The following is a 15,024-nucleotide window of genomic DNA, read 5'->3' on the forward strand; positions in this document are numbered from 1 at the left end:
GGCTATGCGCCTTTACAATACACTCAAGCGGAAGAAAGAAGAGTTCGTACCTTTAAACGGCAACAAGGTTAATCTTTATGCCTGCGGTATCACTGCTTACGACCTCTGTCATATCGGCCATGCCCGCTCTTCCGTAGTCTTCGATATTCTGGTTCGTTACCTTCGTTTTAAAGGTTACGATGTAACTTTTGTACGCAATTTTACCGACATTGATGACAAAATCATCAACCGCGCTAATGAAACCGGGGTTTCTGCAACAGAACTGGCAGAGAAGTTTATCGGTGAATTTTATGTGGATATGGATAAGCTGAATATTCTGCGTGCGGACATTGAACCCAAATGTACCGAACATATTCCTGAAATGATCGAATTGACCCAAGAGCTGATCGAGAAGGACCACGCTTACGCAACTCCTTCCGGTGATGTTTATTTCAAGGTTCGTTCTTTTGAAGATTACGGCAAACTCTCCGGCAGAAATATTGAAGACTTGCAGTCCGGAGCACGTATCCAGCCCGGAGAAGAAAAGCAGGACCCCCTTGATTTCGCACTCTGGAAGGCAGCCAAACCCGGTGAGCCTTCATGGGAAAGTCCTTGGGGAGAAGGCCGTCCCGGTTGGCATCTCGAATGTTCAGCCATGAGTGAAAAATATTTTGAACTTCCTTTTGATATTCATGGCGGCGGTCAGGACTTGAGTTTCCCGCACCATGAAAATGAAATTGCCCAGAGTGAAGCGGCTACCGGTAAAGAAATGGCCCGTTTCTGGGTTCATAACGGTTTTGTACAGATCAATTCCGAGAAAATGTCCAAGTCTCTTGGGAACTTTTTTACTATCCGGGATATTCTGGATAAATTTATGCCCGAAACCCTGCGTTATTTCTTATTGACCATGCACTACCGCAGCCCCCTCGATTTTTCCTTCGAAGCTCTTGAAGAAGCTGAAAAGGGTATCCGTCGCGTTTATTCCGCACTGGAGCAGACCGATGAAGCGCTGAATAAAGCCAAGTGGTCCAAAGCCGCTCTGCCCGAAGAGGTGCTGGCCGAGATCGAAGAAGCCGAGAAGGGCTGGACCGAGGCTATGGAAGATGACATGAACACCGCTGCAGCTATGGGACATATATTTACCCTGATCCGTCTTGCCGGTCGTATCGCTGAGGAAAAAGCTTGGCGTAAATCCGAGGGTGGTCGCGATGCATGGACCCGTATTCTCGAAGATATGAAAAAATGGGGCGAAGTTCTGGGTATTTTCACCCGTGATCCCAAGGAATTCCTTGAAGAGCTTAAGCTCAACATGCTTAATCGTAAGGGAATTGAGGCGAGCAAAGTTGAAGAGCTGGTCGCTGCCCGGCAGGAGGCCAGAAAAAACAAAGATTTCGCACGCTCCGATGAAATCAGGGATGAACTGATCGAACTCGGTATTGAAGTTAAAGATACACCGCAGGGAGCTGTTTGGTCTGTGATATAAATTTTAGTCAGACAATTTATTGCTAATTAAGAAACCGGACTTAGGTCCGGTTTCTTTTTTTTTATTTCGAGGGTATTCTTTTAGTAGAAAAAACAGAGAGGTCTGATGCGAATAGGATTGAAAGGCAAAAATTATCTGATTGTTATTTTTCTTTGTCTGTTAATTTTTGTAAGTAGCGCTTTGCTGGCTTATGAGCTTAACCGGAAGGCCGTTTTTGATGTTGAGAAGGTCATAGCGGAGAAAAATATCAAGCGGGCTGAATATGCAATTGATGCAAGTGCAGAAGCTTTACAGAGCCTCTGTCGTGATTGGGCCTGGTGGGATGATGCATATAATTTTGTTCAAAAATTCGATGAAGGGTTTCTCGAGTCTAATATTTCTCCGGATATTTTAGTTAATCTTGATTTGGACATAATCCTCTTCTTTGATGAAAAGGGTGAATTCTATTATTTTTTCTCTGCTGACGGCACGGAACAGATTGAGAAATGTTTTATAAGTCAGAATTGTGTTGGAAGAGACCTTGTCCGTCGATGCGGTCTTGATGGATTGACCGGGTTAGTCAGGATCAACCATAGGCTGATGCAGGTTTCTGTCCAGAAAATTATGAACAGTGAACTTGAGGCACATCCTAAAGGAACATTGGTCATGGGGCGTTTTTTTGGTGATCGCCAGTTGGACAAGCTTGGACGGAGTTTGCTGATGGACCTTTCCTTCAAGGCATTGGATAAATCGGTGCAACAAGAAATGTTCTTTTTGGAAACTAAAGGCAAAGCTCCTATGTTTCGTGGTTTTAAGGTTCAACGGGATATTTTTGGAAATCCGTTGGCTCTCTTACAGTTGAGTATGCCGCAGGATGCTTATGGTATCGGACATTCATTGTTCCAAGCCTTCCTTTTGTTTATGGGCGGTGCTCTTTTTGTTCTTGGTACTGGAACCGCCATTATTCTAAATCATTATTTTGCATCTAGAGTTAAGATGGTGGGCGCCCAGCTTAAGGGTGAGTTCCATTCCGGCCCTGACAAACGTAAAATGCGCTTTAGTACGAATGATGAGTTGAGTGATCTTGCTGAATCCGTGAACGATTTTCTTGTGATGCTTCAGGAAGAAAAGGTGAAGGCGGAAGCTGCAAGTAAGGTGAAAACGGAATTTTTGGCCAATATGAGTCATGAAATTCGAACGCCCATGCATTCAATTCTGGGTATGGTTGAACTTCTTAGTGAAACTAAACTTGATGACGAGCAGCGCGAATACTTGAATATTGCAGGAACAGCAGGAGAAAACCTACTCGAGATTATAAATGATGTGCTTGAAATTTCTAAGATTGAAGCCGGACATTTAAAAATTGAGAGTCATGAATTCTTGCTGCACGAAATGATAGGTCGGACTGTAAATGTTTTCGCTGTCGACGCAGCACGAAAGAATCTGGAGGTCATCTGTAATATCGCTTCGGATGTTCCGGATAAAGTTGTTGGTGATCCTACCAGAATCAGGCAGGTCCTCAATAACTTGATCAGCAATGGCGTGAAATTTACCAGTAAAGGAGTCATTGTCGTTTCTATTTATCGTGAAGATGGGCGGATCTTTTTTGAAGTTAAGGATGAAGGCATCGGTATTGCCGAAGACAAGCTTAAACTAATTTTTGATAGTTTTACGCAAGCTGATTCATCCACTTCCCGCAAATATGGTGGAACCGGGCTGGGGCTGCCGATTTCGCGCAAACTGGTAGAAATGATGGGCGGGGAAATCACCGTTTCCAGCCGATTGGGGGAAGGAACCGTCTTTCGTTTTTATTTGAAGCTATTGCCATCTTAAGCTTTACTCATCAGCGGCAGTAATTGTTCTTGTTGATTACTATTGACAAGGTTAATATGGTTCTTATCTGTTTAGGAAGCGTAGATTACTAACCTGTGAGGTTCAGATGTCTGATTGGTTTGGTTTGGTTGCGGTTATCGCAATTGTCTTTATTATCGTAAAAGTGGTGATCCCGAAGATGGGAGTTTCACCGTGACAGCTCGTTAAGGGGTCCCGTGAGGACTCAGACAAGAAGGGCGGCGGTTGCGGAGGCAATTAGTAGAATGCCTATTTATGAATACAAATGTAATGTGTGCGATCATGAGTTCGAGGAACTGGTTTTTTCTTCCAGTGCTGAAAATCCTGCATGCCCGGAATGTAAAAGCTCAGATACTGAGAAGTTGCTTTCCTCATTCAGCGCAGGTGCTTCGTTTTCTGATCCCGTCCCCTCTATGCCTCCTGCCGGAGGTTGCGGAAGCTCAGGCTTCGGCTGAGGTTAATATTTTCTTCCGGTCGGAAGAAAGAGCAAAAAAAGACCCCGCTTCAAATGAAGCGGGGTCTCTTTTTGATATTCGTTTATTGGTATGTCTCACGCATATTTTGAATCAGCACCTTCAATCGGCAGTCGTAAGTATGCTCGGCTAAAATTCTTTTCCGCGCAGCTTTAATTATCTGCTTTCTTGCCGGCTCGTCTTTTAAGTACTTTTCAACCAATTGCGGGATTTCATCTATTGAATTGTACACAGCAATTTCTTTGCCTGGCTCAAAAAGTTTTTCCATCTGGTAGCGGTGGTCTGTAAGTATAAAACCGTTGCAGGCCGGAACATCGAAAACCCGCTGGTTGACAGCTCCTTTCATTTGCTGGCTGGTGCAGTTGAAGTTGATTTTTGAGCAGGGATAAAAATGCGGAAGATCATTATAGTATGAGAGTTCCCGGTGGTAGTCCCATCTTTTGTCAGTTCCCAGAAGTTTACTCCAACCATCGTCTCCAACTATCAGTGGATTGAATTCCAGAATTTGTTTTACACAGGAAAGGCGGTATTCAAGTGTTGCCTGCCAGATAATAAGTGTTTCGAAGGATAGCTTGCGGTGTGAGGTAAGTTTATTTTCATATTCTGGAAGCAGCTCCGGGTAATCGTTCTTCAGAAAGTTTACTACGGAGTGTTCATCGCCCTGACCGAAAGCATGGGCCACCTCTTTGTACTTCTCGGCAAGCAATCCGGAAATTCTGGAGACTTCCAGACGTTTGGCGGTTTTGTGAACCATTGAGTTGCCTACGAATGAGATATCGCGGGTCCATTTTTTTTCCGTGCAGCCTTTGGAGGGGAGAAATCGGGTTTGGTCCGTGCCCAGTGGGAGGTAGAAAATATTGCTAAAGCCCATTTCCCGCAGCGCTTCCATGCGGTCTGCATCCCATGTGAAAATTGTAGTATTGCTATCTGCCTGTCTTTTGTAGACTGGCAGGATGAGCAGGGGGTTGTCCACAAACCATGAGGCCAGCGGCAGTTTGAACTTATGCAGCAGAGCATTCAGGTAGCCTTCCTGATCAACTCCCAGATGGTTTACCGTGAGAACGAAATCCGGGCGGAAGGTGTCTATGGCTGAAGAAATACGGCTTACAAACTGGTCCAGCTCCATTTCCTTGGCATCCATGTTGATGAACATGTGCGGAACGCCCTGACGCTGGCAGGCGGCAACGATTTCGCCCATGAGAAAGTACTGGCTGGTTAGGAGCAGGATTCTTGGCTTTTCATGTTTAAACTTGGGCCAGGATGGAAATTCAACTTCTTTTTTGGACTGATCTATCAGGATTTTTTCGGTTTGCCCGTAAAAGGAGGAAAGCCTAAGGTAGAATGGGTTTCTCAGCAGCTGAATCTTTTTGCCTGATGTTGCTTCAAGTTCCATTATGTGGCGTGCTGCATTCTGAGGGGAGTCGGTATTGATCCAGACCAGATTATGGTGTTTGCGCAGTTCCTCTTTCAGTCCGCTGGCTGCCAGTATTTCTTTTTCGCAATCGAGTATGAGCAGAGTGCTTGATTGTTGCTGGAGTAGTTTTTTGGCTGCAACTCCGATTCCCGTTCCGACCAGCAGAGGGATTTTGTCTTCTTCCAGTTGTGCTGCAAGGTCTGATTCTCTGCGCAGGCCGTATTTGCCCCACATGTGCCTCTTTTTTCCGTCAACAATGATGCGGATATCGATAAGTTTTGAATTATCGTAGATTGCTTCGGCAGTGTATGTTGTGTTCATTGGGCTACCTACCACGAATCGCGGGCTGGTTTATGGTAGAAAAACTCCAGTCTTCTATTTTTTCGTTTGTGTTCCGGAGAGTCATTTCGCACCAGCGGTTGAGTGTCGGCATAGCCCACGGCTTTTAAGCGTTTGGGGGCAATCCCGCCTTTTTCAACAATGTAGCGCAGGGCGCTGGCTGCCCTTGCGGAGGAGAGTTCCCAGTTGGTAGGAAATTTTTTTGAGCGTATCTCGGAATTGTCCGTGTGGCCACGAACAACAAGATTGTAGTTGTGGTCTTTTAAGACGCTGATGACTGCGTCCAGGACTTTGTGGGCGTCAGGTTTCAGCGTCGCCGATCCGGGCTCGAATAGTGATGCAGAGTCGGTGTTGACCAGAACTCCATCCTGATCAGCTTTTACACCGGATGACTTGCGGGTGGTTTCTTCTTGGTCCAGTAGAGCCTTTATGCGCAGAACAAGCCCCAACAACCGCTTGTCGTTACTGTCCATTTTAACTTCTTTGCGCTTGAGGTCAGAAGGAACCAGAGCAAGATGATCCTCCTGCTTGCGTTCAACCTTTACCCCGAATGCATCTTTCAGCGAACCGAGCAGCTCTTTAAATTTTGCTAGGTCGTTGTTTGCAAAAGAGAGCAGCAGCACGAAGAAGCAGAGCAGAAGCGTTACCATATCTGCGAAGGTCGCCATCCATGGAGGAAGTCCTTCATCCGGTGGCGGCTCATTATTCTTCGGTTTTATGATAACTACTTTAGCCATGACTCTCTCTTCGATTATGCCGCAGCGTCACGCATGCCCGGGGAAAGAAATGCTTGCAGCTTCTCTTTGATGATGGATGGGTGCTCTCCTTTCTGGATTGCAACGACTCCCTCGACCATGATTTCCATGTAAGATGCTTCTTCGATGGAGCGTTCCTGAAGTTTGGTAGCAAGGGGCAGGAAAACAACGTTAGCCAGAATAGATCCGTACAGGGTTGTAAGCAATGCAACCGCCATTGCGGGGCCGATAGCATCAGGGTCACTGAGGTTTGACAGCATCTGGACAAGACCGATCAGTGTACCAATCATACCGAACGCAGGGGCCATTGCACCCATGCCTTTCATTACCGCCTGTCCCTGAAAGTGTCTTTTTTTCATGGCGTCAATTTCAAATTCCATAATAGCCCGTACAAGATCCCCGTCCGTGCCGTCGGCAACAAGGATGACCCCTTTTTTCAGGTATTCGTCATCAATAGAAACTTTTTCCAACGCAACAAGGCTTTCCTTTCTCGCGGTTTCAGCAAGAGCGACGATCTGGTCAATCATGGCTTTGGGGTCTTCTGATTTAGCGAAGAAACCTTTCAATGCGATCTTGAATGATTTGAGAACTACGCCCATGGGGAACATGATGAAGCAGGAGGCAAAAGTACCACCCACAACGACAACCAGAGACGGCGGATCGACAAAACCGCCAAGGTTACCACCCATGACAATGGTCGCAATGATAAGCCCAAAACCGCCGACAATTCCTATTAAAGTTGCAATATCCATATTGGCTTTATCTCTTTAACGCGGGGGATCCCACTTTGATTTCGTTGTTTTCGTAGAAGAAGAAAACGTTCTCCAAAGGCTCGTCAATCTGCATGTATGCCGGACCGATACTGATTTCCACCCCGGGTTTGACGATGCCCTGAACCATAATTCTACAACTATCCAGCCGTTCGGAATGTTGGATTTTGCCCCAGAGCTGTTTTTTCTTGTTACGCAGAAAACGAATTTTCATTTCGCATTTTTCAATTTTCTGAGTGAAGTCGGCAGTTGTAGAAGCTCCGTTACTCATTATCTTCTGGATTGTTTTAATATCATCTTCCAGAACGGATATCTGAGTAGAAATTTTGTCTATCTGCAGTAGAATTACAGGGTTGTAGCCTACAATCACCTGTGAAGGAGCGCTTAAGCCTCCTCCCAGCTGTTCGCCAATGAAGACTATCTGATCGCTATAGCATTTGCCTCCTGCGAAGCGACCTTTTACGGCAAATTTCCCTTCGCAATAGACTGTAGTGTGCATGCAGTTTTTATCAATGATAATGTTCCCACCACTTACGAGTGTGGCATTTTCGCAAAAAACTGTCCGCAATGAACCTTTTGATTCTACAAAACCTTTGCTGTTTCCCTTAATTCCACCGTCACATTTGAGGAATCCGGCCGCGTGTACATTGGCTTGTTCTATGACACCTTTTACATTGATGTTGTTGGCTTTAACGTCTAGGCCGGATTTGATTGCACCGTGGACTACCATGTCGCCCACAAAGAATATATTGCCGGTAGAGATGTTCACATCACCACGAACATTCAACAATTCTTTGACGGTTATCAGGTCATCTTCATTGTAGAATACATAGCCGTTGCGGGTGGCTATCAGTTGCTCGTGATTGTCCGGGTTTACTTTGGTGTTGGGACCGCGGGGTAGAACTTTTTGAGGGAAATGGCGTTGTCCTAATCCGCAGGAGCCGTCTTCAGCAGGCTCTTCCCACTGGGCCAGAACCTGACCGACGATTACACTTTGCACGTAGCCCATGTTGTAATAGTCCACACTGCCGTCGTTGTTCTCTACCGGCTTCAGGTTTGTGTAGTCGAATTCAGGATCAAAATAGTGTTTAAGGCAGTACATGCGGGTGCTCCGGTAAATGCTAGGGGCTTTTAAGGGATTTCCCGTTCGTCTTCAATGATGGAAAAAAAGGATATAAGCCTCACGAGCTCAAGAGTTTTGCAGATTTGTTCACTGGGGCGCAGCAGATACATGTTTTTGTTGTTGCTTTTTAGGCGTGAGTTCAGCGAGACAAGGAAGCCTATACCCGAACTGTCCAGAAAACGGGCTTCAGAAAGATCGGCAACGACTACTTCCACTGCAGAAGATTCGCTGCCTTGCTCAACTTTGTCCTTGAATTCATATATGGTTTCAATGGTTATTTCATGACCGCATTTGAAGGTCATGATTCCATCAGCTATATTTACTACTTCTTCCGCCATTGGTCTTCCTCTAGCTTGCGGGTCAGCTTAATAATGTTTTTCCCTTTTTCATTGATGAGTTCGAATGAATCCATCAATTCGGACATGATGAACATTCCTCTTCCTCCTACCGCCTCCGGCGAGGGCATGGAAAAGTCAATGGATTTGGAGCATAGCCCCTTACCCCAGTCCGCAATTTCGAAAATAATATGTTTGCCGGGGGTGATTACTATTGTAAGTTCCAGCCTGTTGCAATCTTCGTTCTTTTCGTATGCGTGCCGGGCCACATTGGAACACCCTTCGGTCAAGACCAGATCCATGTCATGAAGAAGGTCTTCATCAGCAATAAAATCCTGAAGGATTAAAATTGCCTTTCGGGCTACTTCCCTGCTGTCTTCAGGGGTGGGAATTGTTTCCAGCACAAAGCGGTGCATGAATACTCCATGTGTCCTGTGCGGCAGATCGGATAGAGTCGTCGCACGTTACAACTTTCAGGCTGCCTTTATTGATAAAATTTAATATACCTAATCCTCCCTTTTTCGCAAAGGAAGTCAAGGTAAAAGCTTAAATTTTAGATAAAATCTTCTGAATCCAGTATGATAGTTACCGGACCCCAGTTGACAAAATCTACATTCATCATAGCTCCGAACTGTCCGGTTGCAACTTTTGCAGGGGCTTTTTCTGCTACATCAGCCACGAGACGGTCAAAAAGATCGTTAGCGAGTTGCGGTGCACAAGCTCCGGTGAACGAAGGTCTGCGTCCTTTTTTACATGAGGCGTAGAGAGTGAACTGGGAAACCAGCAGGATATCTCCACCGATATCTTCCAGAGAGCGGTTCATGCGGCCCTCTTCATCTTCAAAAATACGCAAACCAATCATCTTATCGATGAGTGTGGTCCAGACTTTAGAGCCGGGGAGTTCTTCGGTATCTTTTTTGCCGAAACCTGCCAGTACCATAAGGCCGGGGCCTACTTCTCCCACAATCTCTCCATCCACTTCAACTTTGCCGCCGCTTGTTCTTTGAATAACCAGTTTCATCCCGGCCTATTCCTCGAAGTAAGTAGCTACGGAAGATTCCTTTTCGGAAACGGAAGCAAAGACCATGCGTACATGTTCGCTCTCAACACGTTTTTTCATTTCTTCGTAAATGTAGCGGGCAATGTTCTCGGAAGAAGGATTGCGGTGTTCAAAGTATTCAAGGCTGTTCAGGTGCTTGTGGTCCAGAGTTTCCAGCACTTCGGAAAGCTCTTTTTTCAAGGCTTTGAAGTCCATAAGAATTTCAACTTTCTGATCCAGACGGTCCCCTTCAATCTCTACTTCGACACCGAAGTTGTGGCCGTGCATGTTCTCACACTTCCCGCCGTAGTTACGAAGCTGGTGGGCTGAACTGAAATCTTTTTTAACTTTGAGTTTCCATTTTCCTTTAGGCATATGTATTTCTCCAATTTATTAGGCAAAATTTTAAGTTTGTACTTATTAAAACAACTAAAAGGTTTTAAGCCGCCGGAGGCACGCCTTTACTGCAAATTGGCTTTACCGTTTCCGTTTTTGCGCCATTGGTTGAATTCTTTCCAGAAATCTCCGTTGGGCCGGACACTGTATCCGTGTCCGAGTCGCAGGGTGCAGATTGAGTCTGCCAGAAACATTTGCAGAGTTATCGGAGCTGAGCCGGGATATCCGGCGAGGATCGCTTTGAGTTCGGCGATGCCTTCATCTGTGCAAAGGGTGTGGTGTACTGAAAGCGGTACTGCTTCCACACACCCTGCCTGTGCATTCTCCAGCGGTGAAATTTCATCGGCCATGACCTTGGCTTCCGGCGGAGCTTCTTCCTGTCCTTCTTCGGGCGGAGGGTTGTCCACCTTGCCTTTGATGAGCAGGGGGATATCCTGGTCCAGATATTTGTGGACTTCTTCGTAGGTCTTCGGGAAGATTATTAATTCCCCTGAACCGGTCATGTCTTCAATAGTGGCAAAGGCCATCTTTTTACCGGACTTCTTGGTAATGATTTCCTTGTAGCCGGTGATGATTGCACCAAGCCTTACCTGAGCTTCGTGGGCCATGTTCGGGCAGTTCTCAATGGTCTGCAATCCAAGGCGGTTCATTTCGTTACGGTATGAAAGCAGAGGATGGCAGGTCAGGTAGAAACCTAGCGCTTCCTTTTCAAGACGCTGCATTTCCTTGTCGTCCATTTCCGGCATATTGAATTCTTCGAAGCTGACTGTGGCTGGTTCTTCGGTTTCGCCGCCACCTCCGAGCATGTCGAGCATGTTGATCATGCCGGATTCTTTTTCCTTGGTCTTTTTCTGGCCGTAGGAAACAGCTTTGTCCAGCGATGCTATCAGCCCGGCACGGGTCAGCCCCATAGAATCAAAAGCCCCGGCGCGGATCAGGTATTCAATGACTCTTTTGGTTACCCGGCGCAGGTTCACGCGGGTTACAAAGTCTACAAAATCTTTGAACGGTCCGTTGGTCTGACGCTCGGCAACAATTTCATCGATCGCTTCCTCTCCGACGTTCTTAATCCCGGCCATACCGTAGATGATGTCGCCTTCGTACACAGAGAAGCGGGCCACACCGAGGTTGATATCCGGCTGGCGTACAGTAACATCCATGTCGCGGCAGGCGTTGATGTACATGATGATCTTTTCGGTGTTGTTCATTTCAGTACTCATGAGAGCCGCCATGAATTCCACCGGAAAATGTGCCTTGAGGTAGGCTGTGTAGTAGGAGATCAGCGCGTAAGCAGCGGAGTGTGATTTGTTAAAACCGTATGCCGCGAACTGTTCCATAAGGTCAAAGATGTCGTTGGCGATCTGCTCGGGAATTTCATTTTCCTTTGCTCCGTCAACAAAGCGGACCCTGTGTTTGGCCATCTCTTCGGGAATTTTCTTACCCATTGCGCGGCGGAGCAGGTCACCCTCACCGAGAGAGTAGTTGGCAATTGTCATTGCCGCACCCATAACCTGTTCCTGATAGACGATAACGCCGTAAGTCGGCTTGAGACTCGGCTCAAGGGTCGGCCAGAGATAGGTTACCTCGATCTCGCCGTGCTTACGCTTAATGAACTCATCAACCATACCGGAACCGAGCGGGCCCGGACGGTAGAGGGCGAGCATCGCGATAATATCTTCAAAACAGCTGGGACGGAGCATGCGCAGGTATTTACGCATACCGGAAGATTCAACCTGAAATACGCCGTCGGTGTCACCTTTACAGAAAATATCGAAGGTCGCCTGATCATCTAGGGTCAATGTGTCCAGATCCGGGGCTTCTTTGCCCTGCAGACGGATAATATCAAGGCAGTCCTCGATAACAGTCATGGTTCGCAGACCCAGAAAGTCGAATTTGATCAGGCCGACTTTTTCGACTTTTTTCATGTCGTACTGGGTTACGATTTCACCCTTTTTACCTTTGTACAGCGGAAGGTAGTGGGTCATGGGCTTGTCAGAGATAACAACCCCTGCCGCGTGTGTTGATGCGTGGCGGGACATGCCTTCCAGACGGGTGGCGATATCCATGAGCTTGGCGATTTTGGGGTCGGTGGCGACCATGTTGCCCAGCTCTGGGATGGCCTCCACCGCGTTGGGTACGGTGATCTTGGCTTTCTTGACTCCCAGCCCCTGGGCTATGACCGCCGGATCATCAGGAACCAACTTGGCGATAGGGTCGGTTTCGGAAAAGTGCATGCCCATGGCGCGGCCTACGTCCTTGATTACCGCCTTGGTTTTCATGGTTCCGTAGGTTGTAATCTGGGCTACGTGGTCCCAGCCGTATTTCTCAGAGCAGTATTTGACGACTTCAAGACGACGGCGTTCACAGAAGTCGACGTCGATATCAGGCATGGAGACACGCTCTACGTTAAGGAACCTTTCAAAGAGCAGATCGTAAGGGATGGGGTCGAGGTTAGTGATCCTCAGTGCCCATGCGACGATAGATCCCGCCGCCGAACCACGACCAGGACCTACGGGAATTCTATTGTCCTTGGCCCAGTTGATGAAGTCCTGAACGATAAGGAAGTAGGCTGGGAAGCCCATTTCGTTAATGACTCCAAGTTCGTAATCAAGACGTTCCCAGTATTTATCTTCATCGATATCGTAAGGCGCGGCTTCAATGCGTTTTTGCAGACCTTCTTTGCAGAGCTTTACGAACTCGGTCTCAATGGTCATGCCATCGGAAAGCTCGTATTCCGGGAAGTAGTAGTTACCCAGTTCGATTTCGAGGTTGCACATTTCGGCAATTTTCTGGGTGTTGGCAATGGCTTCCGGCACATGAGCGAAATATTCTTCGAATTCTTCCTGCGGTTTGAAATAGAGCTGGTCCGTTCCCATTCGGAAACGTTTTTCAGCATCCACAGTGGTCTGGGTCTGAATGCAGAGCAGCAGGTCGTGCGCTTCGTAGTCTTCTTTGGTCAGGTAGTGGCAGTCGTTGGTTGCAACCAGCGGCAACCCGGTCTGTTCCGCGCACTTGTAAACCCGTTCGTTAAGATCTTCCTGTTCTTTGAGACCGTTGGCCTGCACTTCCAGATAAAAGTTGCCGGGGAAAATGGATTCGTAGGTCTTGGCCATCTCGATTCCAGCATCAAGCCCTTCGTTCATCAGGGCGCGGGGAACCTCACCTGCAAGGCATGCGGAAAGGGCGATAATCCCTTCACTGTATTTATTAAGCAGGTACTTACTGACCCTCGGCTTATAGTGGAAACCTTCGAGGAAACCCAGCGAGCAGAGTTTGATAATGTTCTTGTAACCCTGCTGGTTCTTAGCCAGCAGAACCAAGTGGTAGCGGCCTTTCTTGTCTTTGCGCGTGTGGGCAAGTTCATCATCAATGTCTCCGGGCGCAACATAGACCTCACAACCGATGATGGGCTTAATGCCCATGTCCATGGCGGTCATGTAGAAGGTAACAGCTCCGAACATGGAGCCGTGGTCAGTGATGGCGACAGCAGGCATTCCGAAGTCTTTGGCCTGCTGGCAGAGATCTTTAATGCGGATGGCACCGTCCAGGAGACTGTATTCAGTATGGACGTGCAGATGAACAAATTCTGACATATATATTCCTAAGTTGATGCGCTTCGCGCCTTTTGACGATTTGATTTCGCCTCCGGCGGCCAAAGGAGATAATCCCCTTTGGAATCCCTGATAGTTGGGATTGAAATGTGGTAATTAAAAGCCGTGGCAGGTATTAGGTAGTATTGGCTTTTAGGGTAAATCGTCAATAGCTGTGAGAGGCTGCAGGAAATGATTTTTGATTGCTTCTGTGAAAATAATCCGCATTCCCGGCCCGTTGACGAAATATGCTGCACATGCCAGAAATTTGAGAATAATTCGTAAAGGTGAACAGCGCATGGAATTCTCTGCTACTTATATATATGATAGGCTGCCCTTGATCCTGCTTTTTGTTACCGGGTATATTCTTTACCGGGTGACGGCCTCTGTGGCGCTGCCGGAATATATGGCCGCGCGTGCAGTGCGGTTCAGCAGAGGACGTGCGGATCTGTTATTGCTTTCGCTCATAATCGTGTCCGCCCTGCTTTCCATGTTCATCCCGAATGCAGTCACCGTACTGGCTATGATCCCGGTCATCCGCAGTTTGGATGATGAGCTGGAGGCCATGACCACGCCACTTACCCTTTCTATTATATATGGAGCAAATATCGGGGGGATGGGATCGCTGATCGGGAGTCCGGCCAATCTACTGCTTATCGGTGCACTGGATATGTTTAATATTGCAGGCAGAGAGCAGATTACATTTTTCAATTGGTTCGAGTGGGCTTTGCCGCTGGTAGCAGGAATGGTGTTCTTGGCTTGGTTGGTGGTGCGTTTATCTCTACCTAAAAAGCTGATTCAGGTCGTCCAAACCCAACCGGAAAAACCCATATCACAAATACAGCTCAAGGGATTGTTGGTGTTCGCTTCGTTTCTGGTTTTCTGGGCCGGATCGTCATTTGTCGCTGAATCTGTCTGTGCTTTTAAAGCATATGAACCCCTTGCGGCGGTTGTCTTCAGTATCCTTTTTTGTTTCGCTGTCTTCAGAGGCGAAATGCTGCGGATGGTTGATATGGTGCAGGGTATTCCCAAAAGGGGAGTGCTCTTTCTGGGATTGCTGGGAATATTTATTATATTGGTGAGGATATTGCGCTTGGATGAGCATGTCGCAGGCTTGTTTACGAACTTGCTGGAAGCATTGGGGCGTAGCGGGGACGGATATGGAATCTATCTGGTAACGGCATTTGTGGTTATCCTGTTGACAGAGTTCCTGAGCAATACCGTTGTCTCAACGGCCTTCTTTGCGGTTATAGTTCATGTGTCCGCGACTTATGCTTTAAACCCTTTACCATTAATGATCCTTGTTTCGGCGGCATCAACATGTGCGTTTATGACCCCGGTGGCAACACCGTGTAACAGTCTAGCTGTTGGTGAGATGCGGGGGATGTCTCTTCGTACTATGGTTGCACTTGGGATGGTAATGAATGTGGGTGGAGCTATTCTTTTGTCCGGCTGGATATGGTGGGTAGTTCCTAAGGTTTATGGCTAGAGTTGTGAA

The 15,024-nt window shown here is 47.2% G+C and carries 13 protein-coding genes; 4 read left to right on the forward strand and 9 right to left on the reverse strand.

All coding sequences use genetic code 11. From position 1 onward, the window contains the following. Positions 1 to 4 precede the first annotated feature (4 nt). The 3 genes from cysS (at position 5) to ACNI29_RS09985 (ending at position 3,747) form a co-directional block, all read left to right on the forward strand. Positions 5 to 1,462 carry a cysteine--tRNA ligase gene (gene cysS, locus ACNI29_RS09975; RefSeq protein WP_419782060.1) on the forward strand — a complete coding sequence of 486 codons (1,458 nt, stop codon included), beginning with the start codon at positions 5 to 7 and terminating at the stop codon, positions 1,460 to 1,462. A gap of 105 nt (positions 1,463 to 1,567) precedes the next feature. Further along, positions 1,568 to 3,274 carry a sensor histidine kinase gene (locus tag ACNI29_RS09980; RefSeq protein WP_419782061.1) on the forward strand — a complete coding sequence of 569 codons (1,707 nt, stop codon included), beginning with the start codon at positions 1,568 to 1,570 and terminating at the stop codon, positions 3,272 to 3,274. Positions 3,275 to 3,537: 263 nt separating this feature from the next. After that, entirely contained in the window at positions 3,538 to 3,747 is a 210-nt protein-coding gene (locus ACNI29_RS09985) for an FmdB family zinc ribbon protein (RefSeq protein WP_419782062.1), read from the forward strand. Between the two features lie 82 nt (positions 3,748 to 3,829). Here the strand turns inward: ACNI29_RS09985 and ACNI29_RS09990 are convergent, their stop codons facing one another. The 9 genes from ACNI29_RS09990 to dnaE form a co-directional block, all read right to left on the reverse strand. Continuing rightward, complete coding sequence (locus ACNI29_RS09990) at positions 3,830 to 5,500, reverse strand: CgeB family protein (protein WP_419782063.1); 1,671 nt, start codon at positions 5,498 to 5,500, stop codon at positions 3,830 to 3,832. Between the two features lie 8 nt (positions 5,501 to 5,508). Continuing rightward, complete coding sequence (locus ACNI29_RS09995) at positions 5,509 to 6,255, reverse strand: OmpA family protein (RefSeq protein ID WP_419782064.1); 747 nt, start codon at positions 6,253 to 6,255, stop codon at positions 5,509 to 5,511. 14 nt (positions 6,256 to 6,269) lie between these two features. After that, a complete protein-coding gene (locus ACNI29_RS10000; RefSeq protein ID WP_419782065.1) occupies positions 6,270 to 7,025 on the reverse strand; it encodes a motility protein A in 756 nt (251 codons plus the stop codon). A gap of 7 nt (positions 7,026 to 7,032) precedes the next feature. Further along, positions 7,033 to 8,145 carry a FapA family protein gene (locus tag ACNI29_RS10005; RefSeq protein ID WP_419782066.1) on the reverse strand — a complete coding sequence of 371 codons (1,113 nt, stop codon included), beginning with the start codon at positions 8,143 to 8,145 and terminating at the stop codon, positions 7,033 to 7,035. 29 nt (positions 8,146 to 8,174) lie between these two features. After that, positions 8,175 to 8,504: an STAS domain-containing protein gene (locus tag ACNI29_RS10010; protein ID WP_419782067.1), complete on the reverse strand. Its 330-nt coding sequence runs from the start codon at positions 8,502 to 8,504 to the stop codon at positions 8,175 to 8,177. Beyond that, on the reverse strand, positions 8,489 to 8,917 hold the full coding sequence (locus ACNI29_RS10015; RefSeq protein WP_419782068.1) for an ATP-binding protein: 429 nt from the start codon (positions 8,915 to 8,917) through the stop codon (positions 8,489 to 8,491). Before ACNI29_RS10015 ends, ACNI29_RS10010 begins: the two co-directional genes overlap by 16 nt. 137 nt (positions 8,918 to 9,054) lie before the next feature. Next, positions 9,055 to 9,522: a D-aminoacyl-tRNA deacylase gene (gene dtd, locus ACNI29_RS10020; protein WP_419782069.1), complete on the reverse strand. Its 468-nt coding sequence runs from the start codon at positions 9,520 to 9,522 to the stop codon at positions 9,055 to 9,057. A gap of 6 nt (positions 9,523 to 9,528) precedes the next feature. Further along, on the reverse strand, positions 9,529 to 9,915 hold the full coding sequence (gene queD, locus ACNI29_RS10025; protein ID WP_419782070.1) for a 6-carboxytetrahydropterin synthase QueD: 387 nt from the start codon (positions 9,913 to 9,915) through the stop codon (positions 9,529 to 9,531). Positions 9,916 to 10,001: 86 nt separating this feature from the next. Then, complete coding sequence (gene dnaE / locus ACNI29_RS10030) at positions 10,002 to 13,529, reverse strand: DNA polymerase III subunit alpha (protein ID WP_419782071.1); 3,528 nt, start codon at positions 13,527 to 13,529, stop codon at positions 10,002 to 10,004. A gap of 196 nt (positions 13,530 to 13,725) precedes the next feature. Here dnaE and ACNI29_RS10035 point away from each other — a divergent pair, with 196 nt between their 5' ends. Beyond that, positions 13,726 to 15,015 carry an SLC13 family permease gene (locus ACNI29_RS10035; protein WP_419782072.1) on the forward strand — a complete coding sequence of 430 codons (1,290 nt, stop codon included), beginning with the start codon at positions 13,726 to 13,728 and terminating at the stop codon, positions 15,013 to 15,015. Positions 15,016 to 15,024: the final 9 nt, after the last annotated feature.

Source organism: Maridesulfovibrio spiralis (SeqCode) (assembly GCF_048571135.1).
In the GTDB taxonomy this organism is placed as follows: Bacteria; Desulfobacterota; Desulfovibrionia; order Desulfovibrionales; family Desulfovibrionaceae; genus Maridesulfovibrio; species Maridesulfovibrio spiralis.

Bases quoted from the DNA above. Each gene is read 5' to 3' on its own strand.
- queD (WP_419782070.1), bottom strand. From the start codon at position 9,915: ATGCCTAAAGGAAAATGGAAACTCAAAGTTAAAAAAGATTTCAGTTCA.
- ACNI29_RS10000 (WP_419782065.1), bottom strand. From the start codon at position 7,025: ATGGATATTGCAACTTTAATAGGAATTGTCGGCGGTTTTGGGCTTATC.
- ACNI29_RS09980 (WP_419782061.1), top strand. From the start codon at position 1,568: ATGCGAATAGGATTGAAAGGCAAAAATTATCTGATTGTTATTTTTCTT.
- ACNI29_RS09995 (WP_419782064.1), bottom strand. From the start codon at position 6,255: ATGGCTAAAGTAGTTATCATAAAACCGAAGAATAATGAGCCGCCACCG.
- dtd (WP_419782069.1), bottom strand. From the start codon at position 9,522: ATGAAACTGGTTATTCAAAGAACAAGCGGCGGCAAAGTTGAAGTGGAT.
- cysS (WP_419782060.1), top strand. From the start codon at position 5: ATGCGCCTTTACAATACACTCAAGCGGAAGAAAGAAGAGTTCGTACCT.
- ACNI29_RS10015 (WP_419782068.1), bottom strand. From the start codon at position 8,917: ATGCACCGCTTTGTGCTGGAAACAATTCCCACCCCTGAAGACAGCAGG.
- ACNI29_RS09990 (WP_419782063.1), bottom strand. From the start codon at position 5,500: ATGAACACAACATACACTGCCGAAGCAATCTACGATAATTCAAAACTT.
- ACNI29_RS10005 (WP_419782066.1), bottom strand. From the start codon at position 8,145: ATGTACTGCCTTAAACACTATTTTGATCCTGAATTCGACTACACAAAC.
- dnaE (WP_419782071.1), bottom strand. From the start codon at position 13,529: ATGTCAGAATTTGTTCATCTGCACGTCCATACTGAATACAGTCTCCTG.
- ACNI29_RS10010 (WP_419782067.1), bottom strand. From the start codon at position 8,504: ATGGCGGAAGAAGTAGTAAATATAGCTGATGGAATCATGACCTTCAAA.
- ACNI29_RS09985 (WP_419782062.1), top strand. From the start codon at position 3,538: ATGCCTATTTATGAATACAAATGTAATGTGTGCGATCATGAGTTCGAG.